Source organism: Paenisporosarcina antarctica, assembly GCF_004367585.1.
GTDB classification, from domain to species: Bacteria; Bacillota; Bacilli; order Bacillales_A; family Planococcaceae; genus Paenisporosarcina; species Paenisporosarcina antarctica.
Map to the genome: position 1 here is coordinate 1,943,436 of NZ_CP038015.1, position 19,484 is coordinate 1,962,919.

Here is a 19,484-nt window from a genome sequence, read left to right on the forward strand (position 1 = left end):
TCCTCCTAATTTGTTGAAAAATAAATTTGCTTGCACCCCTATATCATTATTACAATAGACTAAAGGAGAGATGTTATGTTTAGTTTACCAAACAATGTGACAATAATCGAGGTTGGCCCACGTGATGGCTTACAAAACGAGAAAAATTTAGTTTCTACTGAAAACAAGCTCGCATTTATACACGCACTTCAAGCATCCGGAATTCAAGAAATGGAAATCACTTCTTTTGTTTCACCTAAGTGGGTACCACAAATGTCCGACGCAGCAGAAATAGTTGAACTTGTTCAAAAGCAAGGTAGACAATTCGTTTTAACACCTAACTCAAAAGGCGTGGAAAGAGCGATTGAAGTAGGCGCAAAAAGTATGGCTGTTTTTGTTGGGGTAAGTAATTCTTTTAACATGAAAAATATAAACAAAACGACTGCTCAAAGTATGGCTGGATTAAAACCAGTTATTTCAAATTTAAAACAACAAGGATACTTTGTTAGGGCTTGTATCTCCACCGCATTTTATTGTCCTTATGAAGGTAAAATAGCCATTGAAGACACCTTATCACTATGTAAAGAGTTTGCAAGCTGGGGAGTTGATGAACTTAGTGTAGCCGATACAATTGGCATGGCGAATCCACATGAAAGTTATTCGTTATTTTCTCACTTAATTAAGGAAATACCAAATGTATTAATGACTGCTCATTTTCATGATACAAGAAAAATGGGGATAGCCAATATATATGCCGCACTGCTCGCTGGCGTTTCTCGCTTTGATACTTCAGCTGGCGGTCTTGGTGGGTGTCCTTTTGCACCTGGAGCTACAGGTAATGTAGCAACTGAAGATGTGGTGAATATGCTACATACAATGGGAGTTCAAACAGGAATTAATTTGGATCTATTATGTGAAGCGGTATCCATTATTGCCCCTTGTGTTTCAAGACCAATTGATACGGGCATGTTTAGATTATACGAAATACAACAACAAGCGTAGGAGGAATACCTATGAAGCGTCGCATTCTTTGGATCACCAGTATTCTTACGAGTATTATGACTGCAGGAGCGGCGGTTTTTGGTTTTATGATAACAAGCCGGTTAATGTATTTGAAAAAAAAGGACGATGCATTTATATTAAACCGTGAGATTACTGCAAATAGATTTAACGAAGCTTGGTTTAATGTTGTCAGAAAGACTGAAAAATGGATTGCTAGTCCTAATGGTTATCCAGTAAAAGCAATCTTTTTAGAGCCATTGGACACGAATAATTATGTTATCATTTGTCACGGTGTTACCGAAAGTAAAATTAATTCCGTTAAATACGCACGACTCTTTGAACGATTAGGTTTTAATTCTGTAGTTTATGACCATAGACGACATGGTGATTCGGGAGGTAAAACAACTAGTTTTGGCCATTACGAAAAAATGGATTTACAAGCGGTCGTAAAAGCGGTCAATGATCACTCAGGAAAAGATGCGATTATCGGCATCCACGGTGAATCTATGGGCGCAGCAACAACTATATTATATGCAGGTACGCTTCAAGACCATGCTCATTTTTATATCGTCGATTGTGCTTTTTCTGACTTTACTGATCAACTACTATATTTGATGAAAAAACAAACGCCACTTCGCTCAAGTCTAGCCATTAAACTAGCAGATGTATTTTTACGCGTACGTGATGGCTATTCAATGAAGTTAGTGTCTCCTCGAGAAGCAGTAACGCGAATCAATAAACCAGTCTTATTCATTCATAGCTTACTTGATGATTTTATTCTTCCAGAAATGACCAAACAACTTTACGAATTAAAAAAAGGCCCAAAACAATTGAAACTATTTGAAAAGGGCTCCCATGCACAATCGTTCAATCAAAATTCAGAAGAATATGAAAAAACAGTTGCGGACTTTTTAAACACCTATAATTTAATGCCAAAAGCATAAAAATAGCACTCTTAGCGAGTGCTATTTTTATTTTTGCATTTTATTCATTTGATTCATCATTTGTTTAACTTGTTTTTCAGATGGTTTACGTCCCATTTGAGCCATCATCATTCGAAGCATTTGTTCATTAATTGGTGGGTTTTCTTTTAAGTACTTCATCATATATTTACGCGCAGCAAAGAAACCAATTGCAGCTCCAGCTACTAGCGCTAGAATAATTAATGAGATTGCTAATACTAAATTCAATGTTGTCTTCCTCCTTCTCGGTGTATAACCAGAGTTTATATCTCCAAGAAGGATTATACAACAAAACCTTTCTTCTTACTAGACGAAGTCTAGAATTTCTGTAAATGAATGAATAGAGCCAATCTTAATAGGCTTTAACCAACCAAAAGATATCTCTTCTTGTTGAAATGCCATGTAACAATCACTTGAATCTGATAAACCCGCAAATAGATCCAAATCGAGCATATGAGATCCCTTACACCAAACATGTAAACAGTAAGGATCGATTTTCATATGTATCGAACCTTTTAGCGGATGTTCAAGTAATATTTTGTTATCATCTTGTTCTTTATGCGTAAACAAACGGCTCAGCTTTTTATCCAAACTCTTTTTGATTAATTCTTCATCAATTTTCTCACATACATAGGTCATTTCATTATGTTCTTGATCACTTTGTACATGTTCTTTCCCTAATAATTCTTGTAACATCTTTTCTCTACCTAATACGAATGGTTGGTAAGCTTTCTTAATATGAAAAATTTTATATGTTCGCATATGATATACCCCCATCTTTTAATTTAGTATAAAGGGTATTCATTGCTAAAGTTGTCGAACTGCGACCGTTCTCCATCACTATTATTGACAGAAAAAAACAAGTAGTGGCGAATGCACACTACTTGTTTTTTAAATTAATTATTAAGTAAAGATTTCACTCGCGCTACCACGTTTTCTGTAGAGAAACCAAATTCTTTCATTACAATCTCCCCTGGTGCACTTGCGCCAAAGCGATCAATTGCTAAAATACTACCTTCATCGCCTGAGTAACGTTCCCAACCGAATGAAACGCCCATTTCAATCGCTAAACGTTTTTTCACGTTTTTTGGCAAGACGCTATTTTTATATTCAGCATCTTGTTTTTCAAAACGATCCCAAGAAGGCATAGAGATTACAGATACTTCAATTCCTTCTTCAGCTAATACATGTTGTGCATCGACTGCAAGCGAAACTTCAGAACCTGTTGCTAATAATAGTACGTCTGCTTGTTCTTTATTCGCAGGAGATACCACATACGCTCCTCTAGCCACACCTTCAGCTGCAAGCTCTGCAGTGTGCTCAAGTACAGGTAAGTTTTGTCTAGATAATATTAATGCAGTTGGAATAGATTTAGATGACACAGCTAGCTTCCAAGCTTCAGCCGATTCGTTAGCGTCAGCAGGACGGATAACTGATAGATTCGGCATCGCGCGTAATGAAGCCAATTGTTCAACAGGTTCATGTGTAGGACCATCTTCACCAACAGCAATGCTATCATGTGTAAATACATACGTTACAGGAAGTCCCATTAAAGCTGATAGGCGCACAGCTGGTCGTACATAGTCGCTGAACACGAAGAATGTTCCACCAAACACATGTAAACCACCGTGTAAGGCCATACCGTTTAAAGCAGCACCCATAGCAAATTCACGAACACCAAACCAAATGTTACGACCTTCATAAGAGTCACTAGAGAAATCACCAGCACCTTTAATCGTCGTTTTATTTGAGCCAGCAAGATCCGCGCTTCCGCCAAAGAATGATGGGACAGTTTTAGCGATGGCATTCAACACATCACCAGAAGATGCACGTGTTGCAAGTGATTTTCCAGCTTCGTATACAGGAATTTCAGCATCATAGCTTTCAGGAAGCTGTCCTTTTATTGCTAGTGATAACTGTTCTGCAAGTTCAGGATACTCTTCTTTGTATGAGCTAAACAATTCATTCCATGATGCTTCATTAGCTCCTCCAAGTTGCTCTGCCGCTTCCTTGAAATTAGCATACACTTCTTCAGGCACATGGAAATCTTCTTCAAATGTCCACTTGTAGCTTTCTTTTGTTAATAACGCTTCATCTTTACCTAATGGCATCCCGTGTGCATCAGATTTACCTGATCGATTTGGAGATCCAAAACCAATAACCGTTTTAACTTCGATTAGAGTAGGCTGACCTTTATGGTTTTTAGCTGATTCAATTGCATTTGTTAAATCTTCAAGTGAGTTTCCATCTGCTACATGTAAATAGTTCCATCCGTAAGATTCAAAACGTTTTTGGATTTTTTCCGAGAATGATTTATTTAAATCACCATCAAGAGAAATGTCATTGCTATCGTAAAGAACAATTAATTTATCCAATTGTAAATGACCAGCAAGTGAAATAGCTTCTGCTGCAACACCCTCCATTAAGTCTCCATCACCACATAGAGCATACGTGAAATGATCTATAACTTCATGGTTAGGTTTATTGTATACTGCCGCTAAATGGCGCTCTGCCATAGCCATACCAACAGACATACCGATACCTTGTCCAAGTGGACCAGTTGTTGCTTCTACGCCTGAAGTATGACCAAACTCTGGATGACCTGGTGTTTTAGATTCCCATTGTCTGAAATTTTTAATCTCTTCCATTGGAAGATCATATCCACCTAAGTGCAATAAGCTATATAGCAACATTGAACCGTGGCCAGCTGAAAGGACAAAACGATCGCGATTAAACCAAGTAGGATTTTCAGGATTATGACGTAAATGCTTTGTCCAAAGTGTATAGGCCATTGGAGCAGCACCCATTGGTAACCCTGGATGACCTGAGTTTGCTTTTTCAATTGCATCGATTGATAACGTACGAATAGTATTAATGGCTAACTGATCTAAGTTTTGAGACATGTTTAACATCCTTTCTGAAACAGAAGTTTTCTTCTCCCTTTAGTTTAGTCAACTTTTGACGAACTGACAATGGTTAATGAAATGTTGGTTTAATTCAGAAATTTCTTTTCTTTTATTGCTTTCACTTTTTCAGGGGTTACATCATTACCTTCTGGATCTATAACTGTCACGTTTTCAATCGTATTTTTCATGGATGAACGAAACGTTTCTAAATATTCTTTTCGTAATGACGTTTGTTCTTTGGCTTCCTCGAGTGTAAGACCAATTGATTTAGATTTTTTTGATAGCTCATTAATTCGGGCAATTTTATCTGAAGATAACATTAGTTCACACCTTTCTTTTAATAATCTTCTTAAACGGTATGCAAAAAAGACTCAGAGCGCAAGTATTTAGCCTCCAAGTCTTTCTTTATACTCCGTATACCTTCGATGGACGGTAGCTTTACTTACAGGAAAACCGAATCCTCTTAAAGTTGATGCAATTTCTTCATATGTTAAACCATTTTGGCGTAGTTTCACGATTTCTTCTATTGGGATTTCTTTTCGTTCTCTACCTTCAGGATTACCTTGATTTTTAAGGTTCTTTTCGGGTTTAAATCCATGTACAACAGCCCTTCTCATACCTCTTCGAATTTTTGCATTATGCAATTTCCGTTGGTATTCTTCTACAAGGGCTAAGATTTCGAGCATCATCGTGTCCATTTCATTTAAACAAATAGAACCACCATCATTCAAAGAAATTACTTGAACATCTAATTTTTTTAGCATATGTAAAATGGCCATACGAGAATTGCCTCGCCCTAAACGAGTCTCATCTTGAATAAAGACTGTGGTTATTGAATGTATTTTAACAAAATCTAGCATATCTAGTAAACCTTCACGTTCGACCGAGTAACCACTATGTTGGTCAATAAACACATCTCTTACAAAGTATTTTTGTACTTGAGCAAAATGACGCAACTCTTCTTCTTGCCTAAGTAAAGAAGATTCTTGAGCTTCTTTTTCAGTACTTACACGGCAGTATATAACGGCAGAATTAGTGTTTCCCATCACTTTATATCACCAGCATATTCTACACCTTGATCTGATGTATATTGATAATCACTGGTTGAAATTAAAAGAGAGTCACCTGCTAGTATCATTTGTGTATTTAAGTTATTCGTGATCATCACTTTTGTAATCCAATCTTGTTTTGGTGTGTCCCCACGATATTTATCGGATAACGTCCAGAGCGTATCTCCCTCAAGTATCAAGATTTCATTAAAAGATTCCTCTTTCTCTATTGTAAAAATAACAAAGCATAGTGTACAACTAAAGATAATACCTAATAGTAATGAAATAAATGAATTATTCTTGACCCAATTCATATGAGTTCCTCCTCTAATCGAATGTCTGTTCGCAAATGTATATCCTCACTATAAACCGAACACACGTTTCTTGTCAACAATAATTAGAACCTATGTTTGCATATATTACTAGCAATTGTTATACTAAACTTAGTTAAATGAGGCAAACTATTAGGTGGAGGTGAACTGGTTGAAAAAAGTATCTAAACGACAAGAAGATATATTGGCTTTTATTAAAGATGAAGTTCGAAGAAAAGGATATCCGCCATCTGTAAGAGAAATTGGGGAAGCTGTAGGTCTTGCATCTAGTTCTACAGTTCATGGTCATTTAGCACGACTAGAAAGCAAAGGATTAATTAGACGGGATCCTACCAAACCAAGAGCTATTGAGATTTTAGAGATTGATAACTTAAATGATTTAAGACCAAACGTGATAAATGTTCCATTAATAGGTAAGGTTACTGCTGGATTGCCTATCACAGCTATTGAAAATATTGAAGAGTTTTTCCCACTGCCTGAAACATTCGGAACTTCAGAAGATAATCTATTTATGCTTGAAATCATGGGAAATAGTATGATAGAAGCTGGCATTTTAAATGGGGATTACGTTGTTGTAAAACAGCAGCAAACTGCAAATAATGGGGATATCGTTGTTGCTATGACTGAAGAAGACGAAGCAACAGTAAAACGCTTTTTTAAAGAAGAATCATATTTCAGACTTCAACCTGAAAATTCCTCTATGGAGCCAATTATTGTTGAACAAGTGTCGATTTTAGGAAAAGTTGTAGGTGTTTATCGTCATATCCACTAAATAAATTGAAATCCTCTTACACGCAAAGTGTAAGAGGATTTCAATTTATTATTAATAACTATACCATTTCGTAAAATTATGCTATAATAAATTTGAGCCGATATCACGCCGACTGACATTTCCATCTTCAGTCGGCCTTTTTGTGGGTTTTTTTCTACTATTTAATCCGTTCTTCCTCACTTTAATTATTTTAATCCTTTATCTTTTAAAAATTGAGTATTTCGTCTTGCTTTAAAGCGTACATCATTGTTTTTCCACCAAGCCCAAATGGATGCTGCAAATGCGATAAAAACAGTAACCGTCACTTCAGTTTCTTCATTAGTAAATGGCAAAGGACTATAACCTTTCATTACCAAATACTGATTTATCCAAGCTAATAAAAGGATAACCGTCCGAACAAGCATGATCTTGTCAAACGGGGCTTGATTCTTCTTTTCACTCAATTACCCTACCTCCTCCTCCTCCTTTGCTTACTTTATTTTATGTATTAAGGTTTTAAAATAGTATTGATTTCATTTTATTTTTTTAACCTTTAAAATATTTATACGATTTTTCATAATTGAGTCAATTTAATAATGAAAAATCTAGGAATAAAATCCGAACAAACTAGATTTCCGCTCCATGCGGACGCTTTCCGTGGGGCACGACTTCAATTTCCTCGTCACTGCGTTCCTGCGGGGCTTTCAGTTCGTGCTAGTCCCACATGAGTCGCCGCATTGCGCTACAATCAACCATACTTGACTAAAATAAAAATTAATATAAAAAGCAATTAAATGTTCGTGTTTATTATAGAATTGAGGAGTTATGAAATTGACTCGATTAATTAAAATTGAAAAAACGAAAATCGTCCCTACAATGAGAGACGATTTTCGTTAGTCCTTATAATTCATATTTTAGCTTTATCAGCTTTTTTAATTTGCTTACTTCTTAACTGGCCACAAGCAGCGTCAATATCAGCTCCCTGTTCATGGCGAACACCGCAGTTAATTCCCTTTTTCTTAAGCGCATTATAAAATGCAGTAATTGCTTCAGGGGTACTTTGTTGGTATTGCCCATGTTCATCAACCGGGTTATACGGAATTAAATTAACATAAGAAAGATGACGCTTGTTTTCAAGTAGTTTCGCAAGACCCCAAGCTTCTTCCACATGGTCATTAACGTCACGCAAAAGAATATATTCGAACGTAATTCTTCGGTTCGTTTTTTTCAAATAATAATCAATTGCATCCATTAGTTTTTCAATTGGATATGCTTTATTAATCTTCATAATACGTGTACGCAATTCATTTGTCGGTGCATGAATTGAGATCGCCAAATTCACTTGAAGTCCTTCATCTGCGTAATCGTAAATTTTCGGAACAATTCCACTTGTCGATACAGTAATGTGACGAGCACCTATTGCAAGGCCTTTTTGTGAGTTAACAATGTTTAAGAAGCCCATTAAGTTCGTGTAGTTATCAAATGGCTCGCCGATCCCCATTACGACAATATGACTTACTCGTTCTTCTTTTTCCAATTCATCAAGATGTTGTTGCACTTTCATGATCTGCTCAACGATTTCACCTGCTGATAAATCACGGCTTTTCTTCAATAATCCACTCGCGCAAAAACTGCAACCAATGTTACATCCTACTTGAGTAGTAACACATACTGATAAACCATACTTAAATCTCATTAAAACTGTTTCAATTAAATTTCCGTCTTCCATCTTAAATAAGAACTTAATTGTTCCGTCTGCTGATTCCTGTTTCACACTTTCTTCAAGTGTATAAAACACAAAGTTTTCTTCAAGTAATTCAATACACTCTTTACTGACATTATTCATATGTGAAAAATCGGTAATTCGTTTAATATATAACCAATCCCAAATTTGCTCAGCTCGGTATTTTTTTTGTCCGTTATCTAAAAGCCACACTGTCAGCTGTTCTAATGTTAATCCAAAAATAGATTTTTTCATTTTGATGCCCTCTTTTCATAAACCAAAATCAGTAATATTCATTCTACTAGAAACAACCATACATAACAACTGACTGAATTTTCAAAGCATAATTTCGTAACAATTAATAGGAAAAGCCAACTTTTCCTATTTACAAAAAAAAAAATACTAATCGTGTTTATTATTATGAACTCAAATTTAACGTTTATTCGTTAGTGTGGATATTTTTGCATATCCATTCTTTATTTAGTGACGAGCTACGCCCTCAAGGTAAAAAGAGGTATTCTTACAAAACACAAAACCCCACTATTTAAGTAGGGTTTTGTGTTGACAACTATATAATTACCTTAAATATTAATACATTTTCAAATATTGTTCGCGTTCCCATGGGTGTACAGATGCTCTAAACATATCCCATTCAATTTCTTTGGAATCTACGAAGTTTGCATAAATATGCTCACCTAACGCTTCACGAATTGTTTCATTTTTTTCAAGTTCTATTAAAGCAGCATATAAGTCGGCCGGAAGATCTTCAACCCCATTTGCACGACGCTCTTGTTTGTTCATAACATAGATGTTGCGGTCAACTGCTGGAGGTGGTGTTAATTTATTTTTAATACCATCAAGTCCAGCTTTCAAGATGACTGCCATCGCAAGATATGGATTAGCAGCTGGGTCAACTGAACGTACTTCTACTCTAGTACTTACTCCACGAGAAGAAGGAATACGAATAAGTGGACTACGGTTTTGTGCAGACCAAGCAACATAACAAGGTGCTTCGTACCCTGGCACTAAACGTTTGTATGAATTAACCGTTGGATTCGTAATTGCTGTAAAGCCTTGTACATGCTTCAAAATACCTGCCATGAATTGATAAGCTGTTTCGCTTAATTTCAAGTCTGCATTCTCATCATAGAACGCATTGTCTTTACCATTAAATAACGACACGTTCATATGCATTCCTGATCCATTGACACCGAATAATGGTTTTGGCATAAATGTCGCGTGCAAACCATGTTTACGTGCAATGGTTTTAACTACTAATTTAAATGTTTGTATATTATCACAAGCTGTCACTGCATCTGCATATTTAAAATCAATTTCATGTTGTCCTGGAGCTACTTCATGGTGAGATGCTTCGATTTCAAAGCCCATCTCCTCTAATTCTAGAACTATATCACGACGGCAATTTTCTCCTAAATCCATTGGTGCTAAATCAAAATATCCACCAGTGTCATTTAGTTCAAGTGTTGGTTCACCACGTTCATCTAATTTGAATAGGAAGAATTCCGGTTCAGGTCCTAAATTAAAATCTGTAAAACCGAATTCTTTCATTTCTTTTAAAACACGTTTTAAATTACTGCGTGGATCTCCTTTGAATGGTGAACCATCAGCTTTATTTACGTCACAGATTAAACGAGCCACTTTCCCTTTTCCAGTAATCCACGGGAATACAACCCACGTGTTTAAATCTGGAACTAAATACATATCTGACTCTTCAATGCGGACGAATCCTTCAATTGAAGAACCATCAAACATCATTTTATCATCGAGTGCTTTTTCAAGCTGGCTTACAGGTATCTCAACATTTTTAATCGTTCCAAGAATATCTGTGAATTGTAAACGTATAAAATTAACTTCTTGTTCTTTTACAAACTTATGAATGTCGTCTTTAGTGTACTTGCTCACTTCTTGTCACTCTCCTATAATTTTAATTTATAATTGCTCGCTTTAATGATAAAAACGAGATAAATCACCTTGTCTTAAAGAAGCCTTTTGCATTCTTCCTGCCTGTTGCATTTCAACACGCAAGAAACTTCGTAGTTCCTTGTCTGTCATCTGGGCTTTCTTTTCAGCGATGAGGGGCTGGTTTTTCATTTCAAATATTTTTTTAATTCCAGCCATATTAATGCCTTGCTCAAGAAAATCTTTAATCTCAAGTAAAGTGTCGACATCAATTAATGAAAACATCCGTCGATTACCATCTGTACGTGCTGGGTTAATTAAATCATGATCTTCATAATAGCGAATTTGTCTGGCAGTCAATTCTGTGAGCTGCATGACAATGCTAATTGGGAGCAAGGGCATCGTTCTTCTTAGTTGTTGACTCACATGACTCACCTCCGCTTTCACAATTCTTATCTTACATTATGTAAGGTTTCGTGTCAATAATATGTTACATTACCTAACACCGAAAAATATTCTTAAATCAGAAATATACACCTTATTTATTGAGCGGACTATCTTGAAGTTGAAGAACAGCAGAGAGGATCGCAAACTTAACATGTTCATAGGTTAATCCCCCTTGGATATATACTGTATAAGGAGGACGTAATGGTCCGTCAGCAGTTAATTCAATACTTGATCCCTGAACAAAAGTTCCTGCTGCCATGATGACATCGTCCTTATAACCCGGCATATATGCAGGTTCTGGAGAAAAATGAGCATTTATTGGAGAATTAGCTTGTATAGCCCGACAAAATTGTATCATTTGTTGTGCCGTTTTGAATGATACAGACTGTATTAAGTCTGTCCGCTTTTCAAGATAATGAGGTGATGTATTCATCCCTATTTTTTCGAGCATGGCCGATGTGAAAATTGCTCCTTTAACTGCTTGTGCCACAACATGAGGCGCTAAGAAAAAGCCTTGATACATATCTCCTAATGTATTTAAGGAAGCACCTGCCTCGCCTCCTATACCAGGTGAAGTCATTCGATAAGCACACATATCAACATACTTTTTCTGCCCTGTTATGTATCCCCCCATTTTCGCAAGACCACCACCAGGATTCTTAATAAGGGAACCAGCCATTAAATCAACCCCTACATTCGTTGGTTCAAGCTTTTCTACAAACTCACCATAACAATTATCAACGAAAATAATTGCTTGTGGTTTAATGGAGCGAATTTTTTTTGTCATTTGTTTAATTTGATCAACAGTAAATGAAGGACGATTAGCGTATCCCTTTGAGCGTTGAATGGCAACCACTTTTGTTTTTGATGTAATCGCTTGCTCTACTTTTTCCCAATCAACATCACCGTTATCTTGTAAATCTATGTGTCGATATGAAATATTAAAGTCTTTTAAAGAACCGGTGTCATGCTCTCCACCATCAACAATTGCTTGTAATGTGTCATATGGTTTGCCCGTTATATATAGTAATTCATCTCCAGGTCGGAGCACGCCAAATAAACTGATGGTTATTGCATGTGTTCCTGAAATTATTTGATGTCTTACAAGCGCAGCTTCAGATCCAAATACTTCAGCATACACACGTTCTAAATTATCCCTTCCTTCATCATCATAGCCATATCCATTTGAAGGATGTAAATGAAAATCACTTACTTGATGTTTTCTAAAAGCTGTAATGACTTTTTCCTGATTGAAGAAAGCAATACGATCGGCTGTCTCATGTTGCTCTGATACTAGTTGTTCAATATGTTTTGCTTCATTTAATAAGTTCGTTGTTAATACTGATTGAAACGTCATAATTTATTCCTCAATTCTTCTATTTCCTTATTCTATCTTATCATACCTATTTAAATAGAATATAAAACCAAAATAGTTGTAATAGCATATATATCTGCTATTATTATATCGGTTCTAATGAATTTTGGAGGAATGTCAAGTGGCTTGGGAAGTGTTAAGTATTATTGGAACAATTGCATTTGCTGTATCAGGGGCAATTGTTGCTATGGAAGAAGAATATGATTTGTTCGGTGTATATTTACTCGGAATTGTGACTGCCTTTGGTGGAGGAGCAATTCGGAATTTATTAATAGGAGTACCCGTCTCAGCACTATGGGAACAAGAAATGATGTTTCAAATTGCCCTTTTTGCAATTACAGCTGTCTTTTTATTCCCACTGAAATTATTAAAACATTGGAATCGCTGGGGGAAATTCTTCGATGCAATTGGACTTTCTGCTTTTGCAATTCAAGGGGCATTATTCGCTGTACACCTTGGACTCCCTATAAGTGCAACCGTTGTCGCTGCAGTATTAACAGGTTCAGGAGGCGGGATCGTTCGTGATGTCTTGGCCGGACGGAAACCACTTGTACTTAAAAATGAAGTGTATGCAGTATGGGCAGCAATTGCAGGTTTAGTTATTGGTTTTGACCTTGCTACAGACGATATTTCGCTCTATATTTTGTTTGTATTGATGACTGTCTTACGAGTTGTCTCCTACTTATATAATTGGCGTTTGCCATTTCGTTCTTTACTTGAAACAGAAAAAGCAGATTAACTCGGTTCCGAGTTAATCTGCTACTTTTCTATATTTCAACTTCACCTTGCCAGTCTAACATACCGCCAGACATGTTCGTTACATCAAACCCTTGACCTTCTAGGAATTGACAAGCCATTCCACTACGTCCTCCAGAACGACAAATAATTACGTATTCCTTCGTTTTGTCTAAATCTTGGTATTTGAATTCTACTAATCCTAATGGAATATGTTCTGCACCAGGTATTATACCTTTAGCAACTTCATCCGCTTCGCGAACATCAATCATATGAACTTTTTCACTAGCTTCTAGCTTTTCTTGTAATTTTTCAGGTTGAATCGTTTTCATTTTTAATTCCTCCAATAAGTGGTTTATAATAATATAATATACCCCCACAGGTATATTGTCAAATGACTTGTTTATTGGTTAAGTTTCATCCATTGTTATTACTACTGATTTTGCAGGTACGAATGTAGAAATGGCGTGTTTATAAATGAGTTGCTGTTTACCATCAGATTCTAATAACACCGTAAAGTTATCGTAGGATTTGATAATTCCTTTTAACTGAAAACCATTTAATAAAAATACAGTAACAAATATACTATTTTTGCGAAACTGATTTAAACAAACATCTTGAATATTTATTGGTTTCATAATTGTACTTCCCCCTGTATGAACTAAATGTGTGGTGCGTTTATTTAATTACTTTTGATAGTATTCGCTTTTAATGACCAGATTCCTGCATTTCATTTATTATTTTTGAAAGTAATTCAGACATGTTGACATCAGGTTCAATCCATGTGATTGGAAATTTATTACGGAAGTAAGTGAGCTGACGCTTTGCATATCTTCGTGAATTTTGTTTAATTTGTTCAACCGCTTCTTCTAAAGAAATACCATTTCTAAAATAAGCGTATATCTCTTTATAGCCTATTGCTTGTACTGCTTGTACATCTATAATTCCATTGTCCCATAGTTGCCTGGCTTCACTAACTAAGCCCTGCTCAATCATATTACTAACTCGCATATTAATTCGTTCATACAATTGTTCTCGATCAACATGTAAACCTAAAATCACATGGCGATACATTGATTCACGACCTTGATTTTGAGGATTAGCCGATTTAGTAGTATCAGAGTGCTCGGCAATTTCTAAAGCACGTACAACTCGACGCGTGTTATTCGGATGAATCACTGCCGCACTTTGAGGATCAATTCGTTGAAGCTTTTCATGCATCGCTTCAGGTCCTAGTTTTTTTAGTTTCTCATAGTATGCATTTCGAACTGCTTCATCCACACGGTCTTCCGTAAACTGAAAGTCGTATAAAACCGATTGTATGTATAGTCCTGTACCCCCTACGAGAATTGGCAACTTTCCTCTTGTTCGAATTTCAGCTATTTTGGCTCGAACCAATTGTTGGAATTCAGCAACTGAAAAAGAGTCTGTTGGCTCTTTTATATCTAGTAAATGGTGAGGAATGTCTTCCATCTCTTCCGGCGTGATTTTTGCTGTACCAATATCAAGACCTTTATATACCTGCATAGAATCCCCATTAATAATTTCTCCATTCAACAATTTGGCAAGTTTAATGGACAACGCAGTTTTTCCAGATGCAGTAGGTCCAACTATTGCCAGTACTTCTATATTGATCATTTTTTCTCCATCCATTTCATGACGAGATTAAAAGTATCTTCTTTTCCAATATCGTGTAATAATTCATGCCTTTTATCTTCTACTAACACCACAGTAATATCAGTTAATCCTGCTTTTTTATATTGTTTGGCAACTATCCACAGTTTTTTTCCGTTTCTGCTGACAGGGTCTATTGTTCCAGCTATCATTAAAATTGGTATGTTTTTTGGAATACGCTCAATTTCTATGTTGTCATGAATGATACTGAGTCCATTGATTAAATCGATAAAAAGTTGGTTACTCGGAACAAACCCACACAAAGGATCCTCAACATATTTTTGAACTTCTGATTGATCAGAACTTAACCAATCGAAATCAGTTTGCGATTCTTTAAATTTTCCATTAAAATTACCAAATGTCATTTTATTTAGAAAAGGATTCTCAGCTTGCTTTCCTTTGATGAGTGCAAATCCTTGCGCAAAAATTTTACCTATTTTACCAGTTAAACCTGTTGGTCCATCCGTTCCTGATAGGACAATTTTTGATACAGACTGACCGTATTTTTGAATATAGCGCCTCCCAATAAATGAGCCCATACTGTGGGCAAAAAGAATTGGACTTTCACAAGTTATATCCTTACGAACAGCTTGTAAAACTTCCCTTACATCTTCCGTCACTCGTTCAAAGCCATCCTTATTGGCAAAAAATCCGAGTGGACTTTGTTTTTTTCCTGTTTGTCCATGCCCACGATGGTCATGCCCAGATACCATATATCCTTTTTCCACCAAAATATGAGCAAACTCTTCATAACGGCCAATATGCTCTGCCAAGCCATGTAATATATGAACATGTCCAATTGGTGAATCCTCTGGTTTATATACTTCTGTATAGATTTCATGTCCATCTGACATTTTTACATAATAAATACTTTTAGCCATCAAGAATTCTCCTCTCGAAATGATGTTGTTGCTTTAATTTGTTTATCCAAATCAAATCGATAAAAATCCAATTGGTTTTCTGAATATCCAAGTTGTGATTTCATCATTTGACACACTTGCTCTTTATATTCATGTACTTCTTCAATATTGAAATATAAATTACCTGTTCGTCGAACAAAAAAATCAGCTGGAGTACATGCCATTTCATATTGGATAGCATAATCCAGCCTTGAAGCTATAGGTAACGGCAATCCATAAGTATTGTCTTTGTGAACAACTGCAAAGTCATATAATTTGTCAACATTCGTTCCATAAAAGGCTGCAAGATGTTGAGCTTCATCATATGTTAAGCCATATTTTTCACCTTCAAGTGCTTTCTTTTCAATAAAGGATATAAAACATTTAGAACCTCCAAAATCCCCACCAGACAATTGAAGATGTTTTGTAACAGAAGGTCCAAAAGAAGAGACTCTGCCGTTTCTCTTTACACGCTCAACGACCAATTCAGCCATTTTTCTGTACCCAGTTAACTTACCTCCAGCTATTGTAACAAGTCCACTTGCAGACTCCCAGATTTCATCTTTACGAGAAATCTCTGACGGATTTTTTCCTTTTTCATAGATAAGAGGTCTGATACCTGCCCAAGTAGATTCTACTTGCTGTTGAGTTAATTGGATGCTTGGGAACATAAAAGCAATTGCATTTAATATGTATGTGACATCCTCACTCGTCGCAATAGGATTTTTTGGATTTTCTCCATAAAAAGTATCTGTCGTTCCAACGTATGCTTTACCATTTCTGGGTATCGCAAACATCATTCGACCATCAGGGGTATCAAAGTAAACGGCTTGTTTTAAAGGGAAAACTGATTGGTCAACTACCACATGAACACCTTTTGTCATATGAAGTTGTTTACCATTTTCAATTGAATCCTTTGCACGAACACTATCTACCCAAGGTCCCGTCGCATTGACAACATTTTTGGCAAGAATGGTTGCAGTTTCACCAGAAATTTGATCCACTACATCAACTCCAATAATTTTACCTTGTTGGTAGACAAATGATTGTGCTTTAACATAGTTTACGCAAACTGCACCTTTTTCAGCCGCCTTTTTGATTACTTCAATCGTCAATCGAGCATCATCCGTTCGGTATTCAACGTAGTAACCAGCTCCACGAAGTCCATCAGTTTTTAGAAGGGGCTCTTTTTTCTTCGTTTCCCCAGTTGATAACATTTGACGTCGTTCAGCACGTTTTACTCCAGCTAAAAAGTCATACACTCTAAGCCCAACAGACGTTGAAATCGGTCCAAATGTACCACCTTTGTGAAACGGTAGGAGCATCCATTCAGGCTCTGTTACATGAACTGCATTTTCATAAACGATTTCACGTTCTCTACCCACTTCAGCAACCAATTGTATTTCAAATTGTTTTAAATAACGAAGGCCACCGTGCACGAGTTTTGTAGAACGACTAGAAGTACCTGCAGCAAAGTCTTGCATTTCAACTAACGCAACGGATAGTCCTCTCGTTACTGCGTCAAGAGCAATACCCGCTCCAGTGATTCCACCACCAATTATAAGTAAATCAAATTCAAAGGTATTTAAAGTTCGAATAATTTTTGAACGTCCTCCTGCTGAAAGCATCATGCATCTCTCCTCCATTTAAATAGACGTGTTGCTTCTACTACTTTTTGCCAACCGCCGAGTTATTCTAGAAATCAGGCATATGCACTTTTCACCAGAAAGCTTCCATTCACAACTATTCATTTAAACTTGAGAACTATTAACCCAAAATCCATTTAACGGAAATTTAAGGTATATTTTCAAAAGAAACTTTATCCATTAATTATACTATTTTTCCTGTTTGAATGTACAAAAAACGCACCATTCAATCGGGTAGAACTAATAATGATGCTTATATTTTTCTGTAGTAATATTTAGAACCCTTTTACTAACTACGTTACATAAAAGTAATTGAGACCTTAATAATAAATATATTTAGTTTATTGCTGTTGCTTAAACGAGTTTATTCGCATATAGTTGTTCTAAGGAAACTTTTTTTCGGACGGGAAATATTTTATTTAAAATCATATGATTTGAACAATAGATTTATTATTAGGAGGAATTAGTTATGGCAACAGCAATAGCCGTTAACGATTTATTTGTTTCGTATAACGGTACCGAGGCTTTAAAGAATGTCAGTTTTACAGTTGAGGAAGGTAAATTGGTTGGTATTATTGGACCAAACGGTGCAGGGAAATCGACTTTGTTAAAAGTTTTATTAAATCTAATAAAAAAAGATAACGGAAAAGTTGAAATACTAGGAAAATCGATTAAGGAAATGAAAACAAAAGTTGCTTATGTTCCTCAACGAAGTAATATCGACTGGGATTTTCCGATTACAGTTATTGATACTGTATTACTCGGTACTTATCCAAACTTGGGCATCTTCAAGCGTCCAAAAAAAGAACATAAGTTATTAGCTATGGAGTGTTTAGAAAAAGTAGGGATAGCAGAGCTTTCTAAACGTCAAATAGGAGAACTTTCAGGTGGACAACAGCAAAGAGTATTCCTTGCTCGAGCATTGGCACAGAAACCTGAGATGTATTTTCTTGATGAACCGTTCGTAGGTGTTGATGTCACTAGTGAGGAGAAAATTATCTCGATATTAAAAGAGCTTCGAGATAACGGAAAAACTGTAGTCGTTGTTCATCATGATTTAAGTAAAGCCAGTGATTATTTTAATGAACTAATTTTGTTAAACAAAGAGCTAATCGATCATGGGGACGTTGAAAAAGTATTTCAACCACAAGTCTTAAGTAGAGCATACACAAATCAATTTCCTACATTGATTGGAGATGAGGTTAAAGTATGATGAATTTTATTGAAGCGCTCATCCATTATGGGTTTTTACAAAAAGCCTTACTTACATCCATTATGGTTGGTATTATTTGTGGGGTAATTGGATGCTTTATCATTTTAAGAGGGATGGCATTAATGGGGGATGCAATCTCGCATGCCGTACTTCCTGGTGTGGCATTGTCTTATATTTTGGGTATAAACTTCTTTTTTGGAGCTGTATTCACTGGATTAATAACAGCGTTAGGTATTGGGTTCATTAGTAATAATAGTAGGATTAAGAATGACGTATCAATTGGTATCATGTTCACAGCTGCATTTGCATCTGGGATTATTCTTATTACATTTATGAAAAGCAGCACAGATTTGTACCACATTCTTTTTGGAAATGTACTCGCCGTACGTCCATCTGAAATGTTGTCAACTCTAATCATTGGAATCTTCATTCTTGTTAGTATTTATGTCTTTTATAAGGAACTTCTTGTTAGTTCGTTTGATCCAACGATGGCAGCAGCATATGGATTACCAACTAAAGTTATTCATTATTTCTTAATGGCACTTCTAACATTAGTAACAGTAGCTTCTTTACAAACAGTTGGTATTATTCTAGTTGTAGCAATGCTTATTACGCCGGCATCAACTGCTTATTTATTAACAGATCGGCTGTGGGTAATGCTCTACCTTTCCGCTGGAATCGGTGTGTTGTCAGCCATACTCGGATTGTATTTTAGCTATACCTACAATTTAGCATCAGGTGCGACCATTGTACTTGCTGCAACTGTTTTATTTATTCTGGCATTTTTATTTTCACCAAAACAAGGCTTAATATGGCGCGCAATTAAAAGTGCACGAAAAAGAGAAATGCATTCACAATCATAAATTATATT

22 protein-coding genes are annotated in these 19,484 nt (G+C 36.1%); 6 read left to right on the forward strand and 16 right to left on the reverse strand.

Annotated features, from left to right (window positions below):
• Window positions 1-75: 75 nt before the first annotated feature.
• Both E2636_RS09710 and E2636_RS09715 read left to right on the forward strand, forming a co-directional pair.
• Window positions 76-981 carry a hydroxymethylglutaryl-CoA lyase gene (locus tag E2636_RS09710; RefSeq protein WP_134210023.1) on the forward strand — a complete coding sequence of 302 codons (906 nt, stop codon included), beginning with the start codon at window positions 76-78 and terminating at the stop codon, window positions 979-981.
• A gap of 11 nt (window positions 982-992) precedes the next feature.
• Window positions 993-1,925 carry an alpha/beta hydrolase gene (locus tag E2636_RS09715; protein ID WP_134210024.1) on the forward strand — a complete coding sequence of 311 codons (933 nt, stop codon included), beginning with the start codon at window positions 993-995 and terminating at the stop codon, window positions 1,923-1,925.
• Window positions 1,926-1,952: 27 nt separating this feature from the next.
• On the opposite strand, the gene E2636_RS09720 is transcribed toward E2636_RS09715, so the two are convergent.
• The 6 genes from E2636_RS09720 to yneA all read right to left on the reverse strand — a co-directional run bounded on the left by E2636_RS09720 (window position 1,953) and on the right by yneA (window position 6,212).
• Entirely contained in the window at window positions 1,953-2,171 is a 219-nt protein-coding gene (locus E2636_RS09720) for a YneF family protein (RefSeq protein ID WP_017380414.1), read from the reverse strand.
• A gap of 78 nt (window positions 2,172-2,249) precedes the next feature.
• On the reverse strand, window positions 2,250-2,705 hold the full coding sequence (sirA, locus tag E2636_RS09725; protein WP_017380415.1) for a sporulation inhibitor of replication protein SirA: 456 nt from the start codon (window positions 2,703-2,705) through the stop codon (window positions 2,250-2,252).
• Between the two features lie 134 nt (window positions 2,706-2,839).
• Window positions 2,840-4,846 (reverse strand): transketolase, encoded by a 2,007-nt coding sequence (gene tkt, locus E2636_RS09730; protein ID WP_134210025.1) that lies wholly within the window; start codon window positions 4,844-4,846, stop codon window positions 2,840-2,842.
• 89 nt (window positions 4,847-4,935) lie between these two features.
• Window positions 4,936-5,169, reverse strand: coding sequence for a DUF896 domain-containing protein (locus E2636_RS09735; RefSeq protein WP_017380417.1), 234 nt, complete (start codon window positions 5,167-5,169; stop codon window positions 4,936-4,938).
• A 66-nt stretch (window positions 5,170-5,235) separates the two neighbouring features.
• On the reverse strand, window positions 5,236-5,895 hold the full coding sequence (locus tag E2636_RS09740; RefSeq protein ID WP_134210026.1) for a YneB family resolvase-like protein: 660 nt from the start codon (window positions 5,893-5,895) through the stop codon (window positions 5,236-5,238).
• Window positions 5,895-6,212, reverse strand: a complete 318-nt coding sequence (gene yneA, locus E2636_RS09745) for a cell division suppressor protein YneA (RefSeq protein ID WP_134210027.1) — start codon at window positions 6,210-6,212, stop codon at window positions 5,895-5,897. Before yneA ends, E2636_RS09740 begins: the two co-directional genes overlap by 1 nt.
• A gap of 169 nt (window positions 6,213-6,381) precedes the next feature.
• On the opposite strand from yneA, the gene lexA reads away from it, so the two are divergent.
• The gene (gene lexA, locus E2636_RS09750) at window positions 6,382-7,002 is read left to right on the forward strand and encodes a transcriptional repressor LexA (RefSeq protein WP_134210028.1); all 621 of its coding nucleotides are present in this window, start codon (window positions 6,382-6,384) and stop codon (window positions 7,000-7,002) included.
• Between the two features lie 185 nt (window positions 7,003-7,187).
• Here lexA and E2636_RS09755 read toward each other — a convergent pair whose 3' ends face one another.
• From E2636_RS09755 to E2636_RS09775, 5 genes are all read right to left on the reverse strand, one after another.
• Window positions 7,188-7,445 carry a phage holin gene (locus E2636_RS09755; protein ID WP_134210029.1) on the reverse strand — a complete coding sequence of 86 codons (258 nt, stop codon included), beginning with the start codon at window positions 7,443-7,445 and terminating at the stop codon, window positions 7,188-7,190.
• 443 nt (window positions 7,446-7,888) lie between these two features.
• Window positions 7,889-8,959, reverse strand: a complete 1,071-nt coding sequence (rlmN, locus tag E2636_RS09760; protein WP_017380422.1) for a dual-specificity RNA methyltransferase RlmN — start codon at window positions 8,957-8,959, stop codon at window positions 7,889-7,891.
• Between the two features lie 333 nt (window positions 8,960-9,292).
• On the reverse strand, window positions 9,293-10,627 hold the full coding sequence (gene glnA / locus E2636_RS09765) for a type I glutamate--ammonia ligase (protein ID WP_134210030.1): 1,335 nt from the start codon (window positions 10,625-10,627) through the stop codon (window positions 9,293-9,295).
• 42 nt (window positions 10,628-10,669) lie between these two features.
• Window positions 10,670-11,050, reverse strand: coding sequence for a MerR family transcriptional regulator (locus tag E2636_RS09770; RefSeq protein WP_134210031.1), 381 nt, complete (start codon window positions 11,048-11,050; stop codon window positions 10,670-10,672).
• Window positions 11,051-11,162: 112 nt separating this feature from the next.
• On the reverse strand, window positions 11,163-12,428 hold the full coding sequence (locus E2636_RS09775) for a methionine gamma-lyase family protein (RefSeq protein WP_134210032.1): 1,266 nt from the start codon (window positions 12,426-12,428) through the stop codon (window positions 11,163-11,165).
• Between the two features lie 139 nt (window positions 12,429-12,567).
• Here E2636_RS09775 and E2636_RS09780 point away from each other — a divergent pair, with 139 nt between their 5' ends.
• Entirely contained in the window at window positions 12,568-13,185 is a 618-nt protein-coding gene (locus tag E2636_RS09780) for a trimeric intracellular cation channel family protein (RefSeq protein WP_134210033.1), read from the forward strand.
• A gap of 28 nt (window positions 13,186-13,213) precedes the next feature.
• Here the strand turns inward: E2636_RS09780 and E2636_RS09785 are convergent, their stop codons facing one another.
• The 5 genes from E2636_RS09785 to E2636_RS09805 form a co-directional block, all read right to left on the reverse strand.
• A complete protein-coding gene (locus tag E2636_RS09785) occupies window positions 13,214-13,513 on the reverse strand; it encodes a rhodanese-like domain-containing protein (RefSeq protein ID WP_134210034.1) in 300 nt (99 codons plus the stop codon).
• 78 nt (window positions 13,514-13,591) lie between these two features.
• Window positions 13,592-13,819 carry an RNA chaperone Hfq gene (gene hfq, locus E2636_RS09790; RefSeq protein ID WP_134210035.1) on the reverse strand — a complete coding sequence of 76 codons (228 nt, stop codon included), beginning with the start codon at window positions 13,817-13,819 and terminating at the stop codon, window positions 13,592-13,594.
• Window positions 13,820-13,889: 70 nt separating this feature from the next.
• Complete coding sequence (gene miaA / locus E2636_RS09795) at window positions 13,890-14,819, reverse strand: tRNA (adenosine(37)-N6)-dimethylallyltransferase MiaA (RefSeq protein ID WP_208324061.1); 930 nt, start codon at window positions 14,817-14,819, stop codon at window positions 13,890-13,892.
• A complete protein-coding gene (locus E2636_RS09800) occupies window positions 14,816-15,736 on the reverse strand; it encodes an alpha/beta fold hydrolase (protein WP_134210036.1) in 921 nt (306 codons plus the stop codon). The genes miaA and E2636_RS09800 overlap by 4 nt, the downstream gene beginning before the upstream one ends.
• Complete coding sequence (locus E2636_RS09805) at window positions 15,736-17,385, reverse strand: glycerol-3-phosphate dehydrogenase/oxidase (protein WP_407670243.1); 1,650 nt, start codon at window positions 17,383-17,385, stop codon at window positions 15,736-15,738. The genes E2636_RS09800 and E2636_RS09805 overlap by 1 nt, the downstream gene beginning before the upstream one ends.
• A gap of 484 nt (window positions 17,386-17,869) precedes the next feature.
• Between E2636_RS09805 and E2636_RS09810 the strand changes: the two genes are divergently transcribed.
• On the forward strand, window positions 17,870-18,613 hold the full coding sequence (locus tag E2636_RS09810; RefSeq protein WP_017380432.1) for a metal ABC transporter ATP-binding protein: 744 nt from the start codon (window positions 17,870-17,872) through the stop codon (window positions 18,611-18,613).
• On the forward strand, window positions 18,613-19,476 hold the full coding sequence (locus E2636_RS09815; RefSeq protein WP_134211783.1) for a metal ABC transporter permease: 864 nt from the start codon (window positions 18,613-18,615) through the stop codon (window positions 19,474-19,476). The genes E2636_RS09810 and E2636_RS09815 overlap by 1 nt, the downstream gene beginning before the upstream one ends.
• Window positions 19,477-19,484 lie beyond the last annotated feature (8 nt).

Excerpts from the sequence above, each read along its gene's own strand:
- tkt (WP_134210025.1), bottom strand. The coding sequence starts at position 4,846 with ATGTCTCAAAACTTAGATCAGTTAGCCATTAATACTATTCGTACGTTA.
- miaA (WP_208324061.1), bottom strand. The coding sequence starts at position 14,819 with ATGATCAATATAGAAGTACTGGCAATAGTTGGACCTACTGCATCTGGA.
- E2636_RS09815 (WP_134211783.1), top strand. The coding sequence starts at position 18,613 with ATGAATTTTATTGAAGCGCTCATCCATTATGGGTTTTTACAAAAAGCC.
- yneA (WP_134210027.1), bottom strand. The coding sequence starts at position 6,212 with ATGAATTGGGTCAAGAATAATTCATTTATTTCATTACTATTAGGTATT.
- E2636_RS09800 (WP_134210036.1), bottom strand. The coding sequence starts at position 15,736 with ATGGCTAAAAGTATTTATTATGTAAAAATGTCAGATGGACATGAAATC.
- E2636_RS09715 (WP_134210024.1), top strand. The coding sequence starts at position 993 with ATGAAGCGTCGCATTCTTTGGATCACCAGTATTCTTACGAGTATTATG.
- E2636_RS09785 (WP_134210034.1), bottom strand. The coding sequence starts at position 13,513 with ATGAAAACGATTCAACCTGAAAAATTACAAGAAAAGCTAGAAGCTAGT.
- E2636_RS09740 (WP_134210026.1), bottom strand. The coding sequence starts at position 5,895 with ATGGGAAACACTAATTCTGCCGTTATATACTGCCGTGTAAGTACTGAA.
- hfq (WP_134210035.1), bottom strand. The coding sequence starts at position 13,819 with ATGAAACCAATAAATATTCAAGATGTTTGTTTAAATCAGTTTCGCAAA.
- sirA (WP_017380415.1), bottom strand. The coding sequence starts at position 2,705 with ATGCGAACATATAAAATTTTTCATATTAAGAAAGCTTACCAACCATTC.
- E2636_RS09810 (WP_017380432.1), top strand. The coding sequence starts at position 17,870 with ATGGCAACAGCAATAGCCGTTAACGATTTATTTGTTTCGTATAACGGT.
- rlmN (WP_017380422.1), bottom strand. The coding sequence starts at position 8,959 with ATGAAAAAATCTATTTTTGGATTAACATTAGAACAGCTGACAGTGTGG.
- E2636_RS09735 (WP_017380417.1), bottom strand. The coding sequence starts at position 5,169 with ATGTTATCTTCAGATAAAATTGCCCGAATTAATGAGCTATCAAAAAAA.
- E2636_RS09775 (WP_134210032.1), bottom strand. The coding sequence starts at position 12,428 with ATGACGTTTCAATCAGTATTAACAACGAACTTATTAAATGAAGCAAAA.
- E2636_RS09805 (WP_407670243.1), bottom strand. The coding sequence starts at position 17,385 with ATGATGCTTTCAGCAGGAGGACGTTCAAAAATTATTCGAACTTTAAAT.
- E2636_RS09710 (WP_134210023.1), top strand. The coding sequence starts at position 76 with ATGTTTAGTTTACCAAACAATGTGACAATAATCGAGGTTGGCCCACGT.